At 72.5% G+C, this 18560-nt stretch carries 14 protein-coding genes; 8 read left to right on the forward strand and 6 right to left on the reverse strand.

What is annotated here, in order from left to right; translation table 11 throughout:
* Positions 1-97: 97 nt before the first annotated feature.
* A complete protein-coding gene (greA, locus tag Sco07f_RS16960; RefSeq protein WP_007444281.1) occupies positions 98-595 on the reverse strand; it encodes a transcription elongation factor GreA in 498 nt (165 codons plus the stop codon).
* A gap of 180 nt (positions 596-775) precedes the next feature.
* A complete protein-coding gene (locus Sco07f_RS16965; protein WP_003974010.1) occupies positions 776-1174 on the reverse strand; it encodes a DUF4307 domain-containing protein in 399 nt (132 codons plus the stop codon).
* 130 nt (positions 1175-1304) lie between these two features.
* On the opposite strand from Sco07f_RS16965, the gene mca reads away from it, so the two are divergent.
* Positions 1305-2186, forward strand: coding sequence for a mycothiol conjugate amidase Mca (gene mca, locus Sco07f_RS16970; RefSeq protein ID WP_007444314.1), 882 nt, complete (start codon positions 1305-1307; stop codon positions 2184-2186).
* A complete protein-coding gene (locus tag Sco07f_RS16975; RefSeq protein ID WP_174855371.1) occupies positions 2179-2415 on the forward strand; it encodes a hypothetical protein in 237 nt (78 codons plus the stop codon). The genes mca and Sco07f_RS16975 overlap by 8 nt, the downstream gene beginning before the upstream one ends.
* A gap of 51 nt (positions 2416-2466) precedes the next feature.
* Here Sco07f_RS16975 and Sco07f_RS16980 read toward each other — a convergent pair whose 3' ends face one another.
* On the reverse strand, positions 2467-5775 hold the full coding sequence (locus Sco07f_RS16980; RefSeq protein WP_159106953.1) for a tetratricopeptide repeat protein: 3309 nt from the start codon (positions 5773-5775) through the stop codon (positions 2467-2469).
* Positions 5776-6344: 569 nt separating this feature from the next.
* On the opposite strand from Sco07f_RS16980, the gene Sco07f_RS16985 reads away from it, so the two are divergent.
* From Sco07f_RS16985 to Sco07f_RS17005, 5 genes are all read left to right on the forward strand, one after another.
* On the forward strand, positions 6345-7838 hold the full coding sequence (locus tag Sco07f_RS16985) for a xanthine dehydrogenase small subunit (protein ID WP_087789710.1): 1494 nt from the start codon (positions 6345-6347) through the stop codon (positions 7836-7838).
* The gene (gene xdhB, locus Sco07f_RS16990) at positions 7835-10255 is read left to right on the forward strand and encodes a xanthine dehydrogenase molybdopterin binding subunit (RefSeq protein WP_087789709.1); all 2421 of its coding nucleotides are present in this window, start codon (positions 7835-7837) and stop codon (positions 10253-10255) included. Before Sco07f_RS16985 ends, xdhB begins: the two co-directional genes overlap by 4 nt.
* Before the next feature lies 1 nt (position 10256).
* Positions 10257-11066: a xanthine dehydrogenase accessory protein XdhC gene (gene xdhC / locus Sco07f_RS16995; RefSeq protein WP_108988287.1), complete on the forward strand. Its 810-nt coding sequence runs from the start codon at positions 10257-10259 to the stop codon at positions 11064-11066.
* A 191-nt stretch (positions 11067-11257) separates the two neighbouring features.
* Positions 11258-11761, forward strand: coding sequence for a nucleoside deaminase (locus tag Sco07f_RS17000; protein ID WP_054099171.1), 504 nt, complete (start codon positions 11258-11260; stop codon positions 11759-11761).
* 95 nt (positions 11762-11856) lie between these two features.
* Positions 11857-13899 carry a thioredoxin domain-containing protein gene (locus Sco07f_RS17005; RefSeq protein ID WP_007444205.1) on the forward strand — a complete coding sequence of 681 codons (2043 nt, stop codon included), beginning with the start codon at positions 11857-11859 and terminating at the stop codon, positions 13897-13899.
* Between the two features lie 10 nt (positions 13900-13909).
* On the opposite strand, the gene Sco07f_RS17010 is transcribed toward Sco07f_RS17005, so the two are convergent.
* Both Sco07f_RS17010 and trhA read right to left on the reverse strand, forming a co-directional pair.
* The gene (locus Sco07f_RS17010; RefSeq protein WP_007444201.1) at positions 13910-14638 is read right to left on the reverse strand and encodes a Mut7-C RNAse domain-containing protein; all 729 of its coding nucleotides are present in this window, start codon (positions 14636-14638) and stop codon (positions 13910-13912) included.
* Positions 14639-14884: 246 nt separating this feature from the next.
* Complete coding sequence (gene trhA / locus Sco07f_RS17015; protein WP_087789707.1) at positions 14885-15589, reverse strand: PAQR family membrane homeostasis protein TrhA; 705 nt, start codon at positions 15587-15589, stop codon at positions 14885-14887.
* 286 nt (positions 15590-15875) lie between these two features.
* Between trhA and Sco07f_RS17020 the strand changes: the two genes are divergently transcribed.
* Positions 15876-17717 carry a phosphoenolpyruvate carboxykinase (GTP) gene (locus Sco07f_RS17020; RefSeq protein ID WP_108988288.1) on the forward strand — a complete coding sequence of 614 codons (1842 nt, stop codon included), beginning with the start codon at positions 15876-15878 and terminating at the stop codon, positions 17715-17717.
* Between the two features lie 416 nt (positions 17718-18133).
* Here Sco07f_RS17020 and Sco07f_RS17025 read toward each other — a convergent pair whose 3' ends face one another.
* Positions 18134-18556 (reverse strand): SCO4983 family protein, encoded by a 423-nt coding sequence (locus tag Sco07f_RS17025; protein ID WP_054099168.1) that lies wholly within the window; start codon positions 18554-18556, stop codon positions 18134-18136.
* Positions 18557-18560: the final 4 nt, after the last annotated feature.

Raw genomic sequence — 18560 nt, forward strand, 5'->3', positions numbered from 1 at the left:
GGCACGGCCGGGCCGTGGGACCGGCGGGACCGGCAGGACGACGACGAGTCCCCGGCGTCACGGGGACACCGGGGGCTCGTCGGCGACGGGCGGTGCGTCAGCCGTTGTACGGCTCGGCCTTGAGGATCCTCACCGAGGCCATCTTGCCGTTCGGCAGCTCGTACTCGGCGTCGTCGCCGACCTTGTGGCCGATGACGCCGGAGCCCAGCGGGGACTGCGGGGAGTACGTCTCGATGTCCGAGCTCGCGTACTCGCGCGAGGCGAGCAGGAAGTCCAGCGTGTCGTCCTCGTCACCGTCGAAGGCGATCGTGACGACCATGCCGGGTGCCACCTCGCCGCCGGCGGCCGGGGCCTCGCCCACCTTGGCGCTCTCGAGCAGCTGGGTCAGCTGGCGCACGCGGAGCTCCTGCTTGCCCTGCTCCTCCTTCGCCGCGTGGTACCCGCCGTTCTCACGCAGGTCCCCCTCCTCGCGGGCCGCGGCGATCTTGGCAGAGATCTCGGTGCGCGCAGGACCAGTAAGGTATTCAAGCTCCTCCTTGAGCTTGTTGTACGCCTCCTGGGTCAGCCAGGTGACGTTCTCGCTGGTCTGGGTCACGGGTGCTCCTCGTTGGTACTGGGAATACAAATCAACGCCCTACCCAGAAGGATGTTCCTTCACGGAAGGGCGAAACCACGAGCCTAACAATTCAGTGGCCAAAGGGGGAGGACATAAGCCACCAGATTCCTGTCGGCGCAGGTCAGGTGGCCTGCATTGGCGCCAGCGGGGCCCGCTGGGTCACTCCGGATGGCAGCCGAGCAGCTCGGCCGTCGTGCCCGCGGCCTTGGTCCGGAGAGTGACGACCTTGTCGATGCGGGTGTCGTCCCCGTCGAAGCGGAAATCGGCCCGGCCCACCTCGTCGCCGTCCTCCGCCTGGGAGCGCACCGTGCAGTAGCCGGTGACGCCGGCGTCCTTGCGGACCTCCAGGTGCACCTGCACCGAGTCCTCGGCGAGCTCGAAGCCGATCAGCTCGCCGCTGATCTTGTTCTGACCGACGTAGTGGTAGCCGAACCAGCCGATCAGTGCGAGCAGGAGCGCGCCGAGTACGGCGCCGACGATCTTGAGCGTGCGGTCGGCCTGCTCGTCCGAGGAGCGGCCGTAGCGGCCCTGAGGAGTCCGCGTGCTCGCCGTGCTCATGATCGTCCTCTCCGCGGGAGCGGGTCCGGGTTCTCGGGCCCCGGAATTATTCCGCTCCCGATTCGGTCACTATAGAAGCCTGCGATTGCGCCGCTGCACGCCGGGGCGCCGACTGACCGAGGATTGAGTCTTGACTGACCAGCTGCGACTGATGGCCGTTCACGCCCACCCCGACGACGAGTCGAGCAAGGGCGCGGCCACCATGGCGAAGTACGTGTCCGAGGGGGTGGACGTGCTGGTGGTGACCTGCACGGGCGGGGAGCGCGGCTCCATCCTCAACCCGAAGCTCCAGGGGGACGCGTACATCGAGGAGAACATCCACGAGGTGCGCAGGAAGGAGATGGACGAGGCCCGGGAGATCCTGGGCGTGGGGCAGGAGTGGCTGGGCTTCGTGGACTCCGGCCTGCCCGAGGGCGATCCGCTGCCGCCGCTCCCGGAGGGCTGCTTCGCCCTCGAGGACGTCGACAAGGCCGCCGGTGAGCTGGTGCGGAAGATCCGCTCCTTCCGTCCCCAGGTGATCACCACCTACGACGAGAACGGCGGCTACCCGCACCCCGACCACATCATGACCCACAAGATCACGATGGTGGCGTTCGAGGGTGCGGCCGACACCGAGAAGTACCCGGAGAGCGAGTACGGACCGGCGTACCAGCCGCTGAAGGTCTACTACAACCAGGGCTTCAACCGGCCCCGCACCGAGGCGCTGCACAACGCGCTGCTGGAGCGCGGCCTGGAGTCGCCCTACGAGGACTGGCTCAAGCGCTGGGCGGAGTTCGAGCGCAAGGAGCGCACCCTCACCACGCACGTTCCCTGCGCGGACTTCTTCGAGACCCGTGACAAGGCGCTGATCGCGCACGCCACGCAGATCGACCCCGACGGGGGCTGGTTCCGGGTGCCGATGGAGATCCAGAAGGAGGTCTGGCCCACCGAGGAGTACGAGCTGGCCAAGTCGCTCGTGGAAACCTCCCTCCCCGAGGACGACCTCTTCGCGGGCATCCGGGACAATGCCTGACATGAGTGCAAGCGCAAGCCTGGCAATGACGCACCTCGTCACTCTCGCCGAGCTCGACGAGGACAAGGTCACCCCCGGCGTCCTCGGGTTCATCGTGTTCGCCGTGATGGCTCTGGCGGTGTGGGGACTGATGAAGTCCATGAACCGGCACATGGGCAAGGTGGACTTCAAGGAGCCGGCGGAGCAGGACGCCTCCGGCGGCCCCGAGGCCAAGCCCCAGCGGGGCTGACCCCGGGACCCCGGGAACCCGGGGCCACCTCATGGGCGGGCGGCCCCGGCCTCAGGCCGTGACCGCCACGCCCATCACCTCCCGCGCCTGGCGGCCCGGGACCATGCCCAGACGCCAGGCCTGCCAGCCCGCCTCCAGTTGCACGCCGCGCTCCAGGAGGAGCTGGTAGGCGTCCACGTAGTCGTCCAGCTTGGTGTCCCGGGCGGGATGGCGGGCGCGGGACAGCTGGGTCAGCTCCTCCTGCGCCACCGCCGTGCCGATCTCCACCCCGCCGGGGGCCGCGTAGGGCAACAGCGTGCAGCGCAGGAAGCGGGCCCAGTCCTCGCCGCGCCGGTCGCCGTACCCGGCGAAGAGGGCGGCGGCCTCGTCGCACAGGGCCAGCGCCTGCGGGGTACGGGCGTTGCCCGCGTCGACGACCGCCAGCTCCAGGCACGTCCACGCCTCCCCGTGGCCCACGCCGATGCGCTGGAAGTCGGCGCGCGCGTCGACCAGGAGCTGCCGGGCGAAACCCGAGTTGCGCAGCGAACCGGTCTGGGCGGCCCGCTGGTCGCGGGTCACGCGCGCCGAGTGGTGCCGGGCGCAGGCCAGGCCGTACACGTCGCGCATCCGGGAGAACATCGTGCGGGAGCGTTCCAGCTCGCGCACGGACTGGTCCAGGTCGCCGGTCTCCTCCAGCGCCTGGCCCAGGTAGTAGACCGTCCAGGCCTGACCGCGGGCGTCCTCGTTCTCGCGGTGCCGGGCCGCCGCCCGCCGCAGTTCGTCCACCGCCTCCAGGGCGTCGCCGTCCACCAGTCGGGTCCGCGCCAGCTGGGTCAGCGCCCAGGCCTCGCCGCGGGCGTCCTGGGTGCGGCCGTACAGGTCGAGAGCGGCCCGCAGGTCCGCCTCCGCGCCCGGCACGTCGCCCATGCGCAGATGCAGCTGGCCGAGCTGGAAGTGGGCCCACGCCTGGCCGTGGACGGACTCGCCCGCGCGGTGCAGCACCAGCGACTCGGTGAGCAGCTCCAGTGCCTCGGCCAGCCTGGCCCGGTCGCGCTGCACCGCCGCCAGCGCGTGCAGCGTCCACGCCCGGTCCGTGGCCAGCTCCGGCGCGGCCTGGAGGTCCAGCGCCTCCTGGAGCTTGGCCGCCGCGTCGGTCAGGTTGCCCTGGTGGTGCAGCGTGATCCCCAGCGAGCACAGGGCGCGCGCCGCGCCGGCGTCGTGGTGGGCGTCCCGGTACAGGTCGACCACCGAGGCCAGCGTCGTACGCGCCTTGTCCAGCTCACCGAGCTGCCGGGCCGCGATACCGGTGCGCCACTGCACCGAGCGCACCAGCAGCCCCTGGTCCACGGACTGCGCCAGCTCGTTGATCTCACCGAGCCGGTACAGGTCGCCGCGCAGCAGGCAGTAGTCGCACAGCGCGCCCAGCAGGTTCAGCACCGTGCCCTGGTCGACGCCCTCCGCGTGCCGCAGCGCCGCCGTGATGAAGCTCGACTCGTCGTCCAGCCAGCGCAGCGCCTCGTCCAGGGACGTGAAGCCGTACTGCCCGAACTGGTTCGAGCGGGTCGACATGTTGCCGTCGACCAGGCGCAGCACGGAGTCGGCCAGCTCGGCGTAGTTCGCGATGAGCCGTTCCTGCGCGGCCGTCCGCTCACCGGGCTCCTCCTCGTCGGCGAGCCGGGCGCGGGCGAAGGCGCGCACCACGTCGTGCAGGCGGTAGCGGCTGCCCCTTACGTGGTCGATCAGGCCCGCCCGGGACAGCGTCGCCAGCTGCCGGGTCGCCTCCGTCTCGTCCGTGGCCAGCAGCGCGGCGGCGGCCGCGGCACCCAGGGAGGTACGCCCCGCCAGCGCCAGCCGGCGCAGCAGCCGCCGGGCCGGCTCCGACTGGTCGGTGTAGCGCAGCCACAGCGCCCGCTCGACCGGCTCCACGGGTCCGTAGGCGCCCAGGTCGGTCGCCAGCGCGCGCGGCGAGCGCGGACCCAGCGACGATCCGGCGACCCTCAGGGCCAGCGGCAGCCCGCCGCACAGCTGCCGGATCTGCTCGCTGGACTCGGAGTCGTACGGCCCCGACGCGTCCTCGGCGGCGGCGCCGAGCAGTTCCTCCGCGCCCGCCGCGTCCAGCGCCTCCACGGGCAGGTCGTACACCCGGGCGGGCAGGTCGCCCGGGAGCCGCAGCGCCTCCCGCGCGGTGACCAGCACCAGGCTGTCCGACCGCTCCGGCACCAGCGCCCGTACCTGATCGGGGTCCGAGGCGTCGTCGAGGACGACGGTGACCGGGACGCCCGTCAGGTGCTGGTGGTACAGCTCGCTGAGCCGCCTGACCTGCTGGTCGGCGGAGGACCGCTCCCGGAACAGCAGCTGCTCGCGCGGCGCACCGAGCCGGTTCAGCAGGTGCAGCAGGGCGTCGCGGGTGCTCAGCGGCGCCTCACCGCCCGTCCGCGAGCCGCCCGTACCGGAGCCAGCTGTTCGTGAGCCACCCGTTCCCGAGCCGCCCGACCGGGAGCCGCCCGCTCCCGAGATGCCCGTGCCCGAGCCGCCCGCCGCGGACCCGTCCCCGCGCAGGTCGACCAGGCAGGCCCCGCGGAAGTAGTCCCGCAGTTCGTGCACGGCCCGCACCGCCAGCGTCGTACGGCCGCTGCCCGGCGGCCCGTGCAGCACCACCACCGTCGGCTTCGTCTCCGTGCTCGCGCGGGCCGCCTGCACCCACTGCCGCAACCGGGCCATCTCCTGCCGCCGGCCCGCGAACGGGCCGTCCGCCACGGGGAGCTGTCCGAACGACTGCTCCAGCGCGCTGCGCCCCCGCGCGGCCGCGCTCTTGTCGGCACCCCGCAGCTTCGGCCCGGTCTTGGCCGGGCCGGTGGACGCGGCGAGCATCCGCTGCTGGTCCAGGAACGGCCGGATGCCGCGCACCTCCAGCGCGGTGAGCCACTGGAGCCGCAGCTGCTCGGGTCCGCCGGGCTGGCTGACCGCCCCGGCGCGGTGATGGGCGGCCGGCACATGGGCCCCGACCACCTTCACCACGGTCGCCGCCGCGCCGACGACCCCGACCGTCACCCCCGCGCCCACCGCGGTGCCGGTGCCCGTGCCGAGCGCCACGTCGGCCACCACCGCGGCGACCGCCGCCACGGCGGCCACCAGCAGAGGCGTGCCGGCGCCCTCACGGGCGTACCGCTCGCGGAAGGTGAGCTGCCCGGCCGAGGCCTCGTCGAGGGCGTGGGTGTAGGCCGCGTACTCCTCGCCGGCCGTCCCCGCCATCGCGTCCAGCGCCGCGCGGGCACGGGAGAGCAGCACGTTCCCGTCCGTGCGTCCGCCCGAGCGCCGTACCTCCTCCTCCACGGCCCGCCTGAGCAGCCCTTCGGCCTCCGCCCGATGACTGTCCCGCATGTCGCGCCCCCTCCGGCGGCATCGGTGTCCTGCCGGGTCGCCCCTGGCGCCCCGGTGACCCCGGGCGTCCCAGAGCCCTCCCGGCCCGTCCCCGGGTCCTTCCCCGGTTGTGCGTGGGTCAAGTGTCCTGCGGTGAGGAGACCCTGGGGAGGGGTGGTCGGCACCGGATTCGCGCCTGTCCGTCTCCGGGCGGGGAAATTCAACGAATTCCTCTCTTGACCCGGGTGACCGGAGCCACTAATTTGCCAGGGAAGCAGACCCATGACTACCGACAGGAGGCGATCGCGGATGTACACCAACTCCGATCTGAGTCGCCTCGCCCGCCGCACCGTGTGGGTTTCGGGCCGGGTCGCGCACGGCTGCTGACACGCCGTTCCGCTGTGCCCTCGCGTGGCACATCTCGGGGTTTCCCCTTTCACCCCTCCTCCGCTTCACCTCTTCACGGCATGCCGCTGTCGCGTGCCGATGTGCGCCCGCTTTTCCTACGCGGCGCGTCCGAACAGAGAAAGCTGCCTGAAATTGGCGAACATGATGAATCGACGTGTCCCGAGTCGAAATGAAGGTCGGTCATGGTAGCGGCACGGATCACCGTCAACGGAAAAGAAGCACCGATCGCACCGGCCGCGCCCCACACCACGGTCCTGGACTTCCTGCGCGAGCGGGGTCTGACCGGTACCAAGGAGGGCTGCGCCGAGGGTGAGTGCGGCGCCTGCTCGGTCCTGGTGGCCCGCCCCGGGGTGAACAAGCCCACCGACTGGGTGCCGGTCAACGCCTGCCTGGTCCCGGTCGCCGCGCTCGACGGCCAGGAGGTCGTCACCTCCGAGGGCCTCGCCACCGTCGAGGCACCGGGCACGCCACCCGTCCTGCACCCGGTGCAGGAGGAGATGGCGGTACGCGGCGGCTCCCAGTGCGGCTACTGCACGCCGGGGTTCGTCTGCAGCATGGCGGGCGAGTACTACCGGCCCGACCGCTGCGCGCACGCGGAGCAGGGCCCGGACACGGGCGAGGGGACCGACGGCAACGACGGCGCCGACGCCGAGCACGGTCCCAACGGCTTCGACCTGCACGCCCTCAGCGGCAACCTGTGCCGCTGCACCGGCTACCGCCCGATCCGCGACGCCGCCTTCGCCGTGGGCGCGCCCACCGACGAGGACCCGCTGGCCCGGCGCCGCGAGCAGGCCCCGCCCGCGCCCGTCGCCACCGAGTACCGCCAGGACGACAGCGCGTTCGTGCGCCGGGACACCCTGGCCGAGACGCTGCGGCTGCTGCGCGAGCGGCCCGACGCGGTCGTGGTCGCGGGCAGCACCGACTGGGGCGTCGAGGTCAACATCCGCTCCCGCCGCGCGGACTGCGTGGTCGCCGTCGACCGGCTGCCCGAACTGCGGGAACTGCGCGTCGAGTCCGACCACGTCGAGATCGGGGCGGCCCTGACGCTCACCGAGATCGAGCGCCGCCTGGATGGCACGGTGCCCCTGCTGGCGCAACTGTTCCCGCAGTTCGCGTCCCGGCTGATCCGCAACGGCGCCACCCTGGGCGGCAACCTCGGTACCGGCTCGCCCATCGGCGACAGCCCGCCGGTGCTGCTCGCGCTGGAGGCGTCGCTCGTGCTCGCCGACGCCGACGGCGAACGCGAGGTTCCGCTGGCCGAGTACTTCACCGGTTACCGGCAGAGCGTGCGCCGTCCCGGCGAGCTGATCCGCGCGGTGCGCCTCCCGCTGCCGCTGTCGCCGGTCGCGGCCTTCCACAAGATCGCCAAGCGGCGCTTCGACGACATCTCCAGCGTCGCCGTCGCCTTCGCGCTCGACGTCGAGGGCGGCACCGTCCGCAAGGCGCGCATCGGTCTGGGCGGCGTGGCCGCCACCCCGGTCCGGGCGCTCGCCACCGAGGCCGCCCTGGAGGGCAGGCCGTGGACGTCCGGGACCGCCGAGGCCGCGGCCGAGGTGCTGCGGGGCGAGGGCACGCCGATGAGCGACCACCGCGCCAGCGCCGGCTACCGCGCCGCGATGCTCGGCCAGAGCCTGCTGAAGCTGTACGCACAGACCACCGAGGCGGTGCCGTCATGAGCCAACTGTCCGAGCGTCCCGAGAAGCCCGTCGTCGGCGTCTCCATGCCGCACGAGAGCGCGGTCCAGCACGTCACCGGCACCGCGCTCTACACCGACGACCTGGTCCAGCGCACCAAGGACGTCCTGCACGCCCACCCCGTCCAGGTCATGAAGGCCCGCGGCAGGGTCACGGCCGTCCGCACCGGGGCCGCCCTCGCGGTGCCGGGTGTCGTACGGGTGCTGACCGGCGCCGACGTGCCCGGTGTCAACGACGCGGGCATGAAGCACGACGAGCCGCTCTTCCCCGACGAGGTCATGTTCCACGGCCACGCGGTCGCCTGGGTGCTCGGCGAGACGCTGGAGGCGGCCAGGATCGGCGCGGCGGCGGTGGAGGTGGACCTCGAGGAACTGCCCTCGGTCATCACGCTCCAGGACGCCATCGCGGCGGACAGCTACCACGGCGCCCGTCCCGTCATGACGCACGGCGACGTCGACGCGGGCTTCGCTGACTCCGCGCACGTGTTCACCGGCGAGTTCCAGTTCTCCGGGCAGGAGCACTTCTACCTGGAGACGCACGCGGCGCTGGCCCAGGTGGACGAGAACGGGCAGGTGTTCATCCAGAGCAGCACCCAGCACCCGTCCGAGACCCAGGAGATCGTCGCGCACGTGCTCGGGGTGCCCGCCCACGAGGTGACCGTGCAGTGCCTGCGGATGGGCGGCGGCTTCGGCGGCAAGGAGATGCAGCCGCACGGCTTCGCGGCCGTCGCCGCGCTCGGCGCCAAGCTGACCGGCCGTCCGGTGCGGTTCCGGCTCAACCGGACCCAGGACCTGACCATGTCCGGCAAGCGGCACGGCTTCCACGCCACCTGGAGGATCGGCTTCGACGCCGAGGGCCGTATCCAGGCACTCGACGCGACCCTGGTCGCCGACGGCGGCTGGAGCCTGGACCTGTCCGAGCCGGTCCTGGCCCGGGCGCTGTGCCACATCGACAACACGTACTGGATCCCCAGCGCCCGCGTCGCCGGCCGCATCGCCAAGACCAACACGGTCTCCAACACCGCCTTCCGCGGCTTCGGCGGACCGCAGGGCATGCTGGTGATCGAGGACATCCTGGGCCGCTGCGCGCCGCGGCTCGGCCTCGACCCCCGGGAGCTGCGGGAACGCAACTTCTACCGGCCGGGCCAGGGCCAGACGACGCCGTACGGGCAGCCGGTCACGCAGCCCGAGCGGATCACCGCCGCCTGGCAGCAGGTCCTGGACCGGGCGGGCTTCGCCGACCGCGAGCGCGAGATCGCCGCGTTCAACGCCGCGCACCCGCACACCAAGCGGGCCCTGGCGATCACCGGCGTGAAGTTCGGCATCTCGTTCAACCTCACCGCCTTCAACCAGGGCGGCGCGCTGGTGCTGATCTACAAGGACGGCTCCGTCCTGATCAACCACGGCGGCACCGAGATGGGCCAGGGTCTGCACACCAAGATGCTCCAGGTGGCCGCGACCACGCTGGGCATCCCGCTGCACAAGGTGCGTCTCGCCCCGACCCGCACCGACAAGGTGCCCAACACCTCCGCCACCGCGGCCAGTTCCGGGGCCGACCTCAACGGCGGCGCGGTCAAGAACGCCTGCGAGCAACTGCGCGAACGCCTCCTGCGGGTGGCCGCCTCGCAGCTCGGTGCGAACGCCTCGGACGTACGCATCGTCGAGGGCGTCGCACGCACCCTGGGCAGCGACCGGGAACTGGCCTGGGACGACCTCGTGCACACCGCGTACTTCCAGCGGGTCCAGCTGTCCGCGGCCGGCTACTACCGGACCGAGGGGCTGCACTGGGACGCCAAGACGTTCCAGGGGTCGCCGTTCAAGTACTTCGCCATCGGCGCCGCCGCGACCGAGGTGGAGGTGGACGGCTTCACCGGCGCCTACCGGATCCGGCGGGTCGACATCGTGCACGACGTCGGCGACAGCCTGTCCCCGCTGATCGACATCGGCCAGATCGAGGGCGGCTTCGTGCAGGGTGCGGGCTGGCTGACGCTGGAGGACCTGCGCTGGGACACCGGCGACGGCCCGAACCGGGGCCGGCTCCTCACGCAGGCGGCGAGCACGTACAAGCTGCCGAGCTTCTCGGAGATGCCCGAGGAGTTCAACGTCACCCTCCTGGAGAACGCCACGGAGGAGGGCGCCGTCTTCGGGTCCAAGGCGGTCGGCGAGCCCCCGCTGATGCTCGCGTTCTCGGTGCGCGAGGCACTGCGGCAGGCCGCCGCCGCGTTCGGCCCGAAGGGGACCGGCGTCGAGCTGGCCTCGCCCGCGACACCGGAGGCGGTGTACTGGGCGATCGAGTCGGCCCGGCGGGCCGGCTCCGCCGGGAACGGCGGCGCCCGCGACGCAGCCGCCTCCGACGGCGGCCGGGTCGGCGCCGGTGCGAAAGCGCTGAGCGGTGCCTGACATGACGTGGGTCGCCGCGGTCGCGCGGTTGCGGGCACGCCGGGAGTCCGGCGTGCTGGTGACCGTCGCGACCGTGCGCGGCCACGCCCCGCGCGACGCCGGGGCCAAGCTCGTCGTGGGGCACACCGAGACGTGGGGCTCGATCGGCGGCGGCAACGTCGAGGCCGTGGCGATCGACCGGGCCCGCGAGATGATCACCGCGGCCAAGGCGGAACCGGAGCTGCTCGACTTCGCCCTGAACGACAAGGTGACCAACCAGCACGGCGTGCAGTGCTGCGGCGGCGCCGTCTCGGTGCTGCTGGAACCGCTGCCGGCGGTCCGGGCGGTGGCGATCTTCGGCGTCGGCCACGTCGGTCTCGAGCTGGCGCGCGTCCTGGCCCGCCAGGACCTCGACCTCCACCTCGTCGACAACCGCTCCGACATGCTCACCGAGGAGCGCCTCGGCGTGCTGGCGGACGCGGTGGCGCAGGTGCACACGCACCACACGCCGCTGCTGCCCGAGGAGGTCCTCGCACGGCTGCCGCGCGGCACCCACGTCCTGATCATGACCCACGACCACGCCGAGGACGCGGCCCTGTGCGACGCGGCCCTGCGCACGGACCACCTCGGGTCCATAGGACTCATCGGATCGGCGGCCAAGTGGGCCCGCTTCCGCAAGCGCCTCGCCACCGAGGGCGGCCACAACGAGGCCGTCATCGACCGGATCAAGACACCGATCGGGCTGGCCGACATCACCGGCAAGGAGCCCGCGACCATCGCCGTGAGCGTCGCGGCGGACCTGCTGCGCACCTTCGAGGCCGACGGTCAGTGACCCGAAGAGGCCGCGGCAGGCCTTTGTAGGAGTCTACGAACCGTCGGTCGCAGCCCGTCCGTAGTTCATGTTTTCGGCCCCTGGCCGGGTCTCGTCGCCGAGCTGTGTACTGCTCCTACGCCTCCTCCCCTCGAAGCGCCCCGGCCCGCACGCCGTCCTCCCGCACGCCGCATGCCCAAGAAGGAGCACGCATGACCACCGACACCCTCGAGACCGGCATCCGCGAGTTCGAGCGCGCCTGGATGGACAAGGCCATCGAGCTGGCCACCACCAGCGTCCAGAACGGCGGCGGCCCCTTCGGCGCCCTCATCGCCCGGGGCGACGAGATCATCGCCCTCGGCAACAACCAGGTCACCGCGGGCCTCGACCCCACCGCCCACGCCGAGGTCAGCGCCATCCGCGCCGCCTGCAAGGCGCTCGACACGTTCAGCCTGGAGGGCTGCACCCTCGTCACGTCCTGCGAGCCCTGCCCGATGTGCCTGTCCTCGGCCCTGTGGGCCCGCGTCGACCGCCTCGTCTTCTCCGCCGACCGCCACGACGCCGCCGTGGCCGGCTTCGACGACCGCAAGTTCTACGACCTGTTCGAGAAGCGGCCGCAGGCGAACTGGCCCATGACCGTGGAACACCTCGACCTGCCCCACCGCACCCAGCCGTTCGACGCCTGGATCGCCAAGACCGACCGCGTCGACTACTGAGCAGAAGCCCCGACGGGACTCCGGCCGCCCCGTCCGTGCGCCCCCCCACCGTGGCGTACGGACGGGGCGGCGGCGCGTGCGCGAGGATGGGGGGCATGCCCAACCGACTTGCGCAGGCGACGTCCCCCTACCTCCTCCAGCACGCGGAGAACCCGGTCGACTGGTGGCCGTGGGAAACCGACGCGTTCGAAGAAGCCCGGCGGCGCGACGTCCCCGTCCTGCTGAGCGTCGGCTACAGCGCGTGCCACTGGTGCCACGTCATGGCGCACGAGTCGTTCGAGGACGGGCCCACCGCCGAGTACCTCAACTCGCACTTCGTGAGCGTCAAGGTCGACCGCGAGGAGCGCCCCGACGTCGACGCCGTCTACATGGAGGCCGTGCAGGCGGCCACCGGCCAGGGCGGCTGGCCCATGACCGTGTTCCTCACCCCGGACGCCGAGCCCTTCTACTTCGGCACCTACTTCCCGCCCGAGCCCCGGCACGGCATGCCCTCCTTCCGCCAGGTGCTCCAGGGCGTCCAGCAGGCCTGGGCGGAGCGGCGCGACGAGGTGAGCGAGGTCGCCGGGAAGATCGTGCGGGACCTCGCCGGGCGGGAGATCTCCTACGGCGACGCCGAGGCGCCCGGCGAGGAGCAGCTCGGGCAGGCGCTGCTCGGCCTCACCCGGGAGTACGACGCGCAGCGCGGCGGGTTCGGCGGGGCGCCGAAGTTCCCGCCGTCCATGGCGATCGAGTTCCTGCTGCGCCACCACGCCCGCACCGGCGCCGAGGGCGCGCTCCAGATGGCGGCCGACACCTGCGAGCGGATGGCCCGCGGCGGCCTCTACGACCAGCTCGGCGGCGGCTTCGCCCGCTACTCCGTGGACCGCGACTGGGTCGTGCCGCACTTCGAGAAGATGCTGTACGACAACGCCCTGCTGTGCCGGGTCTACGCCCACCTCTGGCGGGCCACCGGATCCGACCTCGCCCGCCGCGTCGCCCTGGAGACCGCCGACTTCATGGTGCGGGAACTGCGCACCGCAGAGGGCGGGTTCGCCTCCGCCCTGGACGCCGACAGCGACGACGGGACGGGGAAGCACGTCGAGGGCGCGTACTACGTGTGGACGCCCGCGCAGCTCACCGAGGTCCTCGGCGCCGAGGACGCGGAACTGGCCGCGCAGTACTTCGGCGTGACCGAGGAGGGCACCTTCGAGCACGGCGCCTCCGTGCTGCAACTGCCGCAGCAGGAGGGCGTCTTCGACGCCGCACGGATCGCGTCGGTCCGGGAGCGGCTGCTGGCCGCGCGCGACGGGCGTCCCGCACCGGGCCGGGACGACAAGGTGGTCGCCGCCTGGAACGGCCTGGCGATCGCCGCGCTAGCCGAGACCGGCGCCTACTTCGAGCGCCCCGACCTGGTCGAGGCCGCCGTCGCCGCCGCCGACCTGCTGGTGCGCCTCCACCTCGACGAGCAGGTCCGGATCACCCGCACCAGCAAGGACGGCAGGCCCGGTGCCAACGCCGGGGTGCTGGAGGACTACGCCGACGCGGCCGAGGGCTTCCTCGCGCTGGCGTCGGTCACCGGGGAGGGCGTCTGGCTGGACTTCGCCGGATTCCTGCTCGACCACGTCCTCACCCGCTTCACGGACGGGTCCGGCTCACTCTACGACACCGCCGCCGACGCCGAGCAGCTGATCCGCCGCCCGCAGGACCCCACCGACAACGCCACCCCGTCCGGCTGGAGCGCCGCCGCGGGCGCCCTGCTGACGTACGCCGCGCACACCGGCTCCGAGCCCCACCGCACGGCCGCCGAGCACGCCCTCGGCGTGGTGAAGGCGCTCGGCCCACGCGTCCCGCGCTTCATCGGCTGGGGCCTGGCCGCCGCCGAGGCCCTGCTCGACGGCCCCCGGGAAGTCGCCGTCGTCGGACCGGCGCCCGCCGACCCCGCCGCGCGCGGGCTGCACCGTACGGCACTGCTGGGTACGGCGCCCGGAGCGGTCGTGGCCTTCGGCACCGAGGGGAGCGACGAGTTCCCGCTGCTCGCCGACCGGCCCCTGGTGGGCGGGGCGGCGGCCGCCTACGTCTGCCGGAACTTCACCTGCGACGCGCCGACCACCGACCCCGAGCGGCTGCGCGCCGCGCTGGGCGCCGCCCCGACCGGCTGAGGCGGCCCGCTCAGGCGTCCCGGGTGCCGCTCACGGCGCGCTCCACGATCGCCTCCAGCTGCTCGTGGTGCGCGCCCCTCCAGTAGGCGCGTCCGCAGTCGGCGCACTGGGCGAAGACGTCGTACGACCGCCGCGTCCCGCCCTCGAGCTGCGCCGCGACCTCTTCCTTGGTGGCCGCCCGGAGCAGTCCGTTGCAGGCGGTGCACCGGGTCCACGGGAGCAGCTCGGGCCGGAACCGGTCCAGGACCTCCTGGAGCTGTTCGTCGGGGCGGGTGCTGTAGACGTAGGCGCCGGTCCACAGCTCGCGGCGGCGCAGCAGACCGCGGTCGCGGCTGAGCATGACCCGCTTCTCGGCCGCCGACAGCGCGGCGAGCGCCGGGTCGCCGAGGTCCGTCGACTCGTACGCCGTGTCCACGCCGAGCAGCCGCAGCCGGCGGGCCAGGGTGCCCAGGTGCACGTCGAGCAGGAACCGCAGGGGAGCGCCGGGCACGCGCTGGGGGTGCCGGACGGGCCGTACGCGCACCGACTCGCCGCCCGCCGGGATGTGTCCGGGCGGGACCTCGCGGCCGTCGACGAGCAGGGCGCCGACCTCGGTGAGCGGAACGCCGAGGGACTCGACGAGGTGGCCGAGGGTGGAGACCCCGTCGGCGGCCGCACGGGCCACGCCGGCGGGGCGGGCGCGCGGGACGAACAGGTGCAGCTCGGGGGCGAACTCGACGCGGATCTCGGGACCGTTCACCCGGTCAGGATGCCACGGGGGCCGGGCCCGGAGCCCGGTCTTTCCGAGCAGGCGCGCGACCAGGGCCTGTCCGGCGGATCATGCCGCAGACGCGGGGCCGGGCACGCCCATCTGCGGCGTTGTCGTCGGTTGTCGACGCTTCGCGTCGACGCCCTCCTCCGCCTTGCAGCTGCACGCACCCGACCCCGCTCACCAGCGTCTACGAGGTGCCGCGTCTTACCTGCGACCTGATCCGCCGGACAGGCCCTAGTACGCGACCAGCGAGATCCCCACGTAGTGGGCGATGAAGGCGGCCAGCGTGAAGGAGTGGAAGACCTCGTGGAAGCCGAACCAGCGGGGTGACGGGTTGGGGCGCTTGAGGCCGTAGATCACGCCGCCCGCGCTGTAGAGCAGGCCGCCGACGATCACCAGGACCAGGACGGCGATGCCGCCGGCCCGCATGAACTCGGGCAGGTAGAAGACGGCCGCCCAGCCCATGGCGAGGTAGCAGGGGGTGTAGAGCCAGCGCGGGGCGCCGACCCAGAAGACCCGGAAGACGATGCCTGCCGCGGCGGCCGCCCAGATGCCCCACAGCAGCCACTCGCCCTTGGCGCCGGGCAGCAGCAGCATCGTGAGCGGGGTGTAGGTGCCCGCGATGATCAGGAAGATGTTGGCGTGGTCGAGACGGCGCAGGACGCCGTCCATGCGGGGGCTCCAGTCGCCCCGGTGGTAGAGCGCACTGACGCCGAACAGCAGGCAGGCCGTCAGGACGTAGACGCCGCAGGCTATGCGGGCCTCGGGCGACTCGGCGAGGGCGGTGAGCACCAGACCGGCGATCAGGACCGCCGGGAACATGCCGAGATGCAGCCAGCCGCGAAGCTTCGGCTTGACCGGGTGCGGGAGGGAGAGCGCTACAGGGCCGGGGCCGGCGGCCGGCGAGTCCTTGGGCGCGTCGGGGACGGACGCAGTCATGGGCGCATCGTACCTACGGTTCCGTAAGTTACGTATCAGTACGGACGTATGACGAACGGCGAGTGGCCATCGTCTCACGGGGGGCCCGGCGCCGCACGCCCGGTTCGGGCACGTGGCGATCCTCACTCCGCTCAGGTGTGACGCCCTCTGGACAGATGGGCGCTCGAGTCGGATGATCAAATGAGTGCGGTCGACACCGGATGAGCGCCCACGAGGCACACGTCACGCATCCGGGTCGCAGCCCCCACGGGGCCTCCAACAAAAAACCCCTCATTTAGGAGCAATCGTGGCGCGCGACATCGCGGCTCCCCCCGTCCCCACCAACCACCAGGAACTGATCTCGTGGGTCAACGAGATCGCCGAACTGACCCAGCCGGACTCCGTGGTCTGGTGCGACGGATCCGAGGCCGAGTACGAGCGCCTGTGCGGGGAGCTCGTCGAGAAGGGCACCTTCCGCAAACTCGACCCGATCAAGCGCCCCAACTCCTACTACGCGGCCTCCGACCCCACCGACGTCGCGCGCGTCGAGGACCGGACCTTCATCTGCTCCGCCAAGGAGGAGGACGCCGGCCCGACCAACCACTGGAAGGACCCCGCCGAGATGCGGGAGATCTTCCGTGGTGACCAGGGCGAGGGCGGTCTGTTCCGCGGTTCCATGCGGGGCCGGACCATGTACGTCGTGCCCTTCTGCATGGGCCCCCTCGGCTCCCCGCTCTCCGCGCTCGGCGTCGAGATCACCGACTCCGCCTACGTCGCGGCCTCCATGCGCACCATGACCCGCATGGGACAGCCCGTCCTGGACGAGCTGGGCGAGACGGGCTTCTTCGTCAAGGCCGTGCACTCCGTCGGCGCCCCGCTCGCCGAGGGCGAGGCGGACGTCCCGTGGCCCTGCAACAGCACCAAGTACATCTCGCACTTCCCCGAGGACCGCGAGATCTGGTCCTACGGCTCCGGCTACGGCGGCAACGCCCTGCTCGGCAAGAAGTGCTACGCCCTGCGCATCGCCTCCGTCATGGCCCGCGACGAGGGCTGGCTCGCCGAGCACATGCTGGTGCTGAAGCTGACGCCGCCCACCGGCGCGCCCAAGTACGTCGCCGCCGCCTTCCCGTCGGCCTGCGGCAAGACCAACCTCGCCATGCTGGAGCCCACGATCTCCGGCTGGACCGTGGAGACCATCGGCGACGACATCGCCTGGATGCGCTTCGGCGAGGACGGCCGCCTGTACGCCATCAACCCCGAGGCCGGCTTCTTCGGCGTCGCGCCCGGCACCGGTGAGCACACCAACGCCAACGCCATGAAGACGCTGTGGGGCAACTCGGTCTTCACCAACGTCGCCCTCACCGACGACGGCGACGTGTGGTGGGAGGGCATGACCGAGGAGACCCCGGCCCACCTGACCGACTGGAAGGGCAACGACTGGACGCCCGAGTCCGGCACGCCCGCCGCGCACCCCAACGCCCGTTTCACCACGCCCGCCGCGCAGTGCCCGATCATCGCGCCGGAGTGGGAGGACCCCAAGGGCGTGCCGATCTCGGCGATCCTCTTCGGCGGGCGCCGCGCCAGCGCCGTACCGCTGGTCACCGAGTCCTTCGACTGGAACCACGGCGTCTTCCTCGGCGCCAACGTGGCCTCCGAGAAGACCGCCGCCGCCGAGGGCAAGGTCGGCGAGCTGCGCCGCGACCCCTTCGCCATGCTGCCGTTCTGCGGCTACAACATGGGCGACTACATGGGGCACTGGGTCGACGTGGGCAAGTCCGCCTCGCAGAGGGGGGACCAGTCCAAGCTGCCGAAGATCTACTACGTCAACTGGTTCCGCAAGGACGACGACGGCCGGTTCGTCTGGCCCGGCTTCGGCGAGAACGGCCGCGTCCTCAAGTGGATCGTGGAGCGCCTCGAGGGCAGGGCGGGCGGTGTCGAGACCCCGATCGGTGTGCTGCCGACCAAGGAGTCCCTCGACACCGACGGCCTCGACCTGGCCGACGCCGACCTGGAGTTCCTGCTCAGTGTCGACAAGGAGGTGTGGCGCGAGGAGGCGGCGCTCGTCCCCGAGCACCTGAACACCTTCGGCGACCACACGCCGACCGAGCTGTGGGACCAGTACCGGGCGCTGGTGGAGCGCCTGGGCTGAGCACCGTCCCCACTCAGCTCCGTGGCCGGTCCGACTAGCCCTGACCCGCGAAGTCGTCACGAAGGCCGGTCACGAGGGGATCTCCCCGCGCCCCAGTAGCTCAGCAGTACCCGGGGCGCGGGAAGGTCCCGCTCGGGCCGGGTCACCGCACAACGGCGTGCGGAGGACCCGGCCCTTCGGCATTCCGGGCTTCCCTCTTCGCGCCGACAAGTACGCGCCCCAAAGGGGCGCGGGGCTGTGTCGATGTGCGGCTCCGCCGCGTGGGCGCGACCAGCCACACGCGACGGAAAGCCGCCAACCGGCAAGCGGTCCCACGGCGCCGCAGCGACCCGCCAAGGCCACGCAGTGCATGGCACCCGGCCCGCGCGTCGCTGCGGGTGCGCGCGGGCCGGGGCCGTCCGAGGAGCCCGGTGGGCTCAGCGCGACGCGAGTTCGCGCGGTTCGAGGGTCGCGGCGTGCGCGTCCATGCGCTCGGCGGTGAGGATCGCCGCCGCCGTGTCGGCGCGGGAGGCCGCGACCACCAGGGCGCGGGCCGCCAGCGTGTGCGCCCGCCGGTGCAGGGCCGCCGGACACGCCTTCGGACGGGTGGCGGCCACCTCGAGCCGGGCCGGCGCCAGGCCTCCCCGCAGCCGGGTCACCTGCTCGGCGAGCCGGTCGGCGGCGGTGTCCAGGTCGGTCCCGGGCGCCAGCGCGCGCAGCTCGTCCGTGACGGTGAGCAGCGCGGCGAGATGGCCCGCGAGCTGGATGTCCAGCTCTTCGCCCCGGGACCGGTGGGGGAAGTCCGTGGTGCCGTCGGCCATCGTGCTGTGGACCGACTTGCTGCGGATCGGCTCGTACATGGGA

This window comes from Streptomyces coelicoflavus, from assembly GCF_003112555.1.
GTDB classification, from domain to species: Bacteria; Actinomycetota; Actinomycetes; order Streptomycetales; family Streptomycetaceae; genus Streptomyces; species Streptomyces coelicoflavus.

Coding starts and splice junctions, on each gene's coding strand:
- Sco07f_RS16980 (WP_159106953.1), bottom strand. CDS start 5,775: ATGCGGGACAGTCATCGGGCGGAGGCCGAAGGGCTGCTCAGGCGGGCC.
- Sco07f_RS17005 (WP_007444205.1), top strand. CDS start 11,857: ATGCCCAACCGACTTGCGCAGGCGACGTCCCCCTACCTCCTCCAGCAC.
- xdhC (WP_108988287.1), top strand. CDS start 10,257: ATGACGTGGGTCGCCGCGGTCGCGCGGTTGCGGGCACGCCGGGAGTCC.
- Sco07f_RS16965 (WP_003974010.1), bottom strand. CDS start 1,174: ATGAGCACGGCGAGCACGCGGACTCCTCAGGGCCGCTACGGCCGCTCC.
- Sco07f_RS17025 (WP_054099168.1), bottom strand. CDS start 18,556: ATGTACGAGCCGATCCGCAGCAAGTCGGTCCACAGCACGATGGCCGAC.
- Sco07f_RS16975 (WP_174855371.1), top strand. CDS start 2,179: ATGCCTGACATGAGTGCAAGCGCAAGCCTGGCAATGACGCACCTCGTC.
- Sco07f_RS16985 (WP_087789710.1), top strand. CDS start 6,345: ATGGTAGCGGCACGGATCACCGTCAACGGAAAAGAAGCACCGATCGCA.
- Sco07f_RS17000 (WP_054099171.1), top strand. CDS start 11,258: ATGACCACCGACACCCTCGAGACCGGCATCCGCGAGTTCGAGCGCGCC.
- xdhB (WP_087789709.1), top strand. CDS start 7,835: ATGAGCCAACTGTCCGAGCGTCCCGAGAAGCCCGTCGTCGGCGTCTCC.
- trhA (WP_087789707.1), bottom strand. CDS start 15,589: ATGACTGCGTCCGTCCCCGACGCGCCCAAGGACTCGCCGGCCGCCGGC.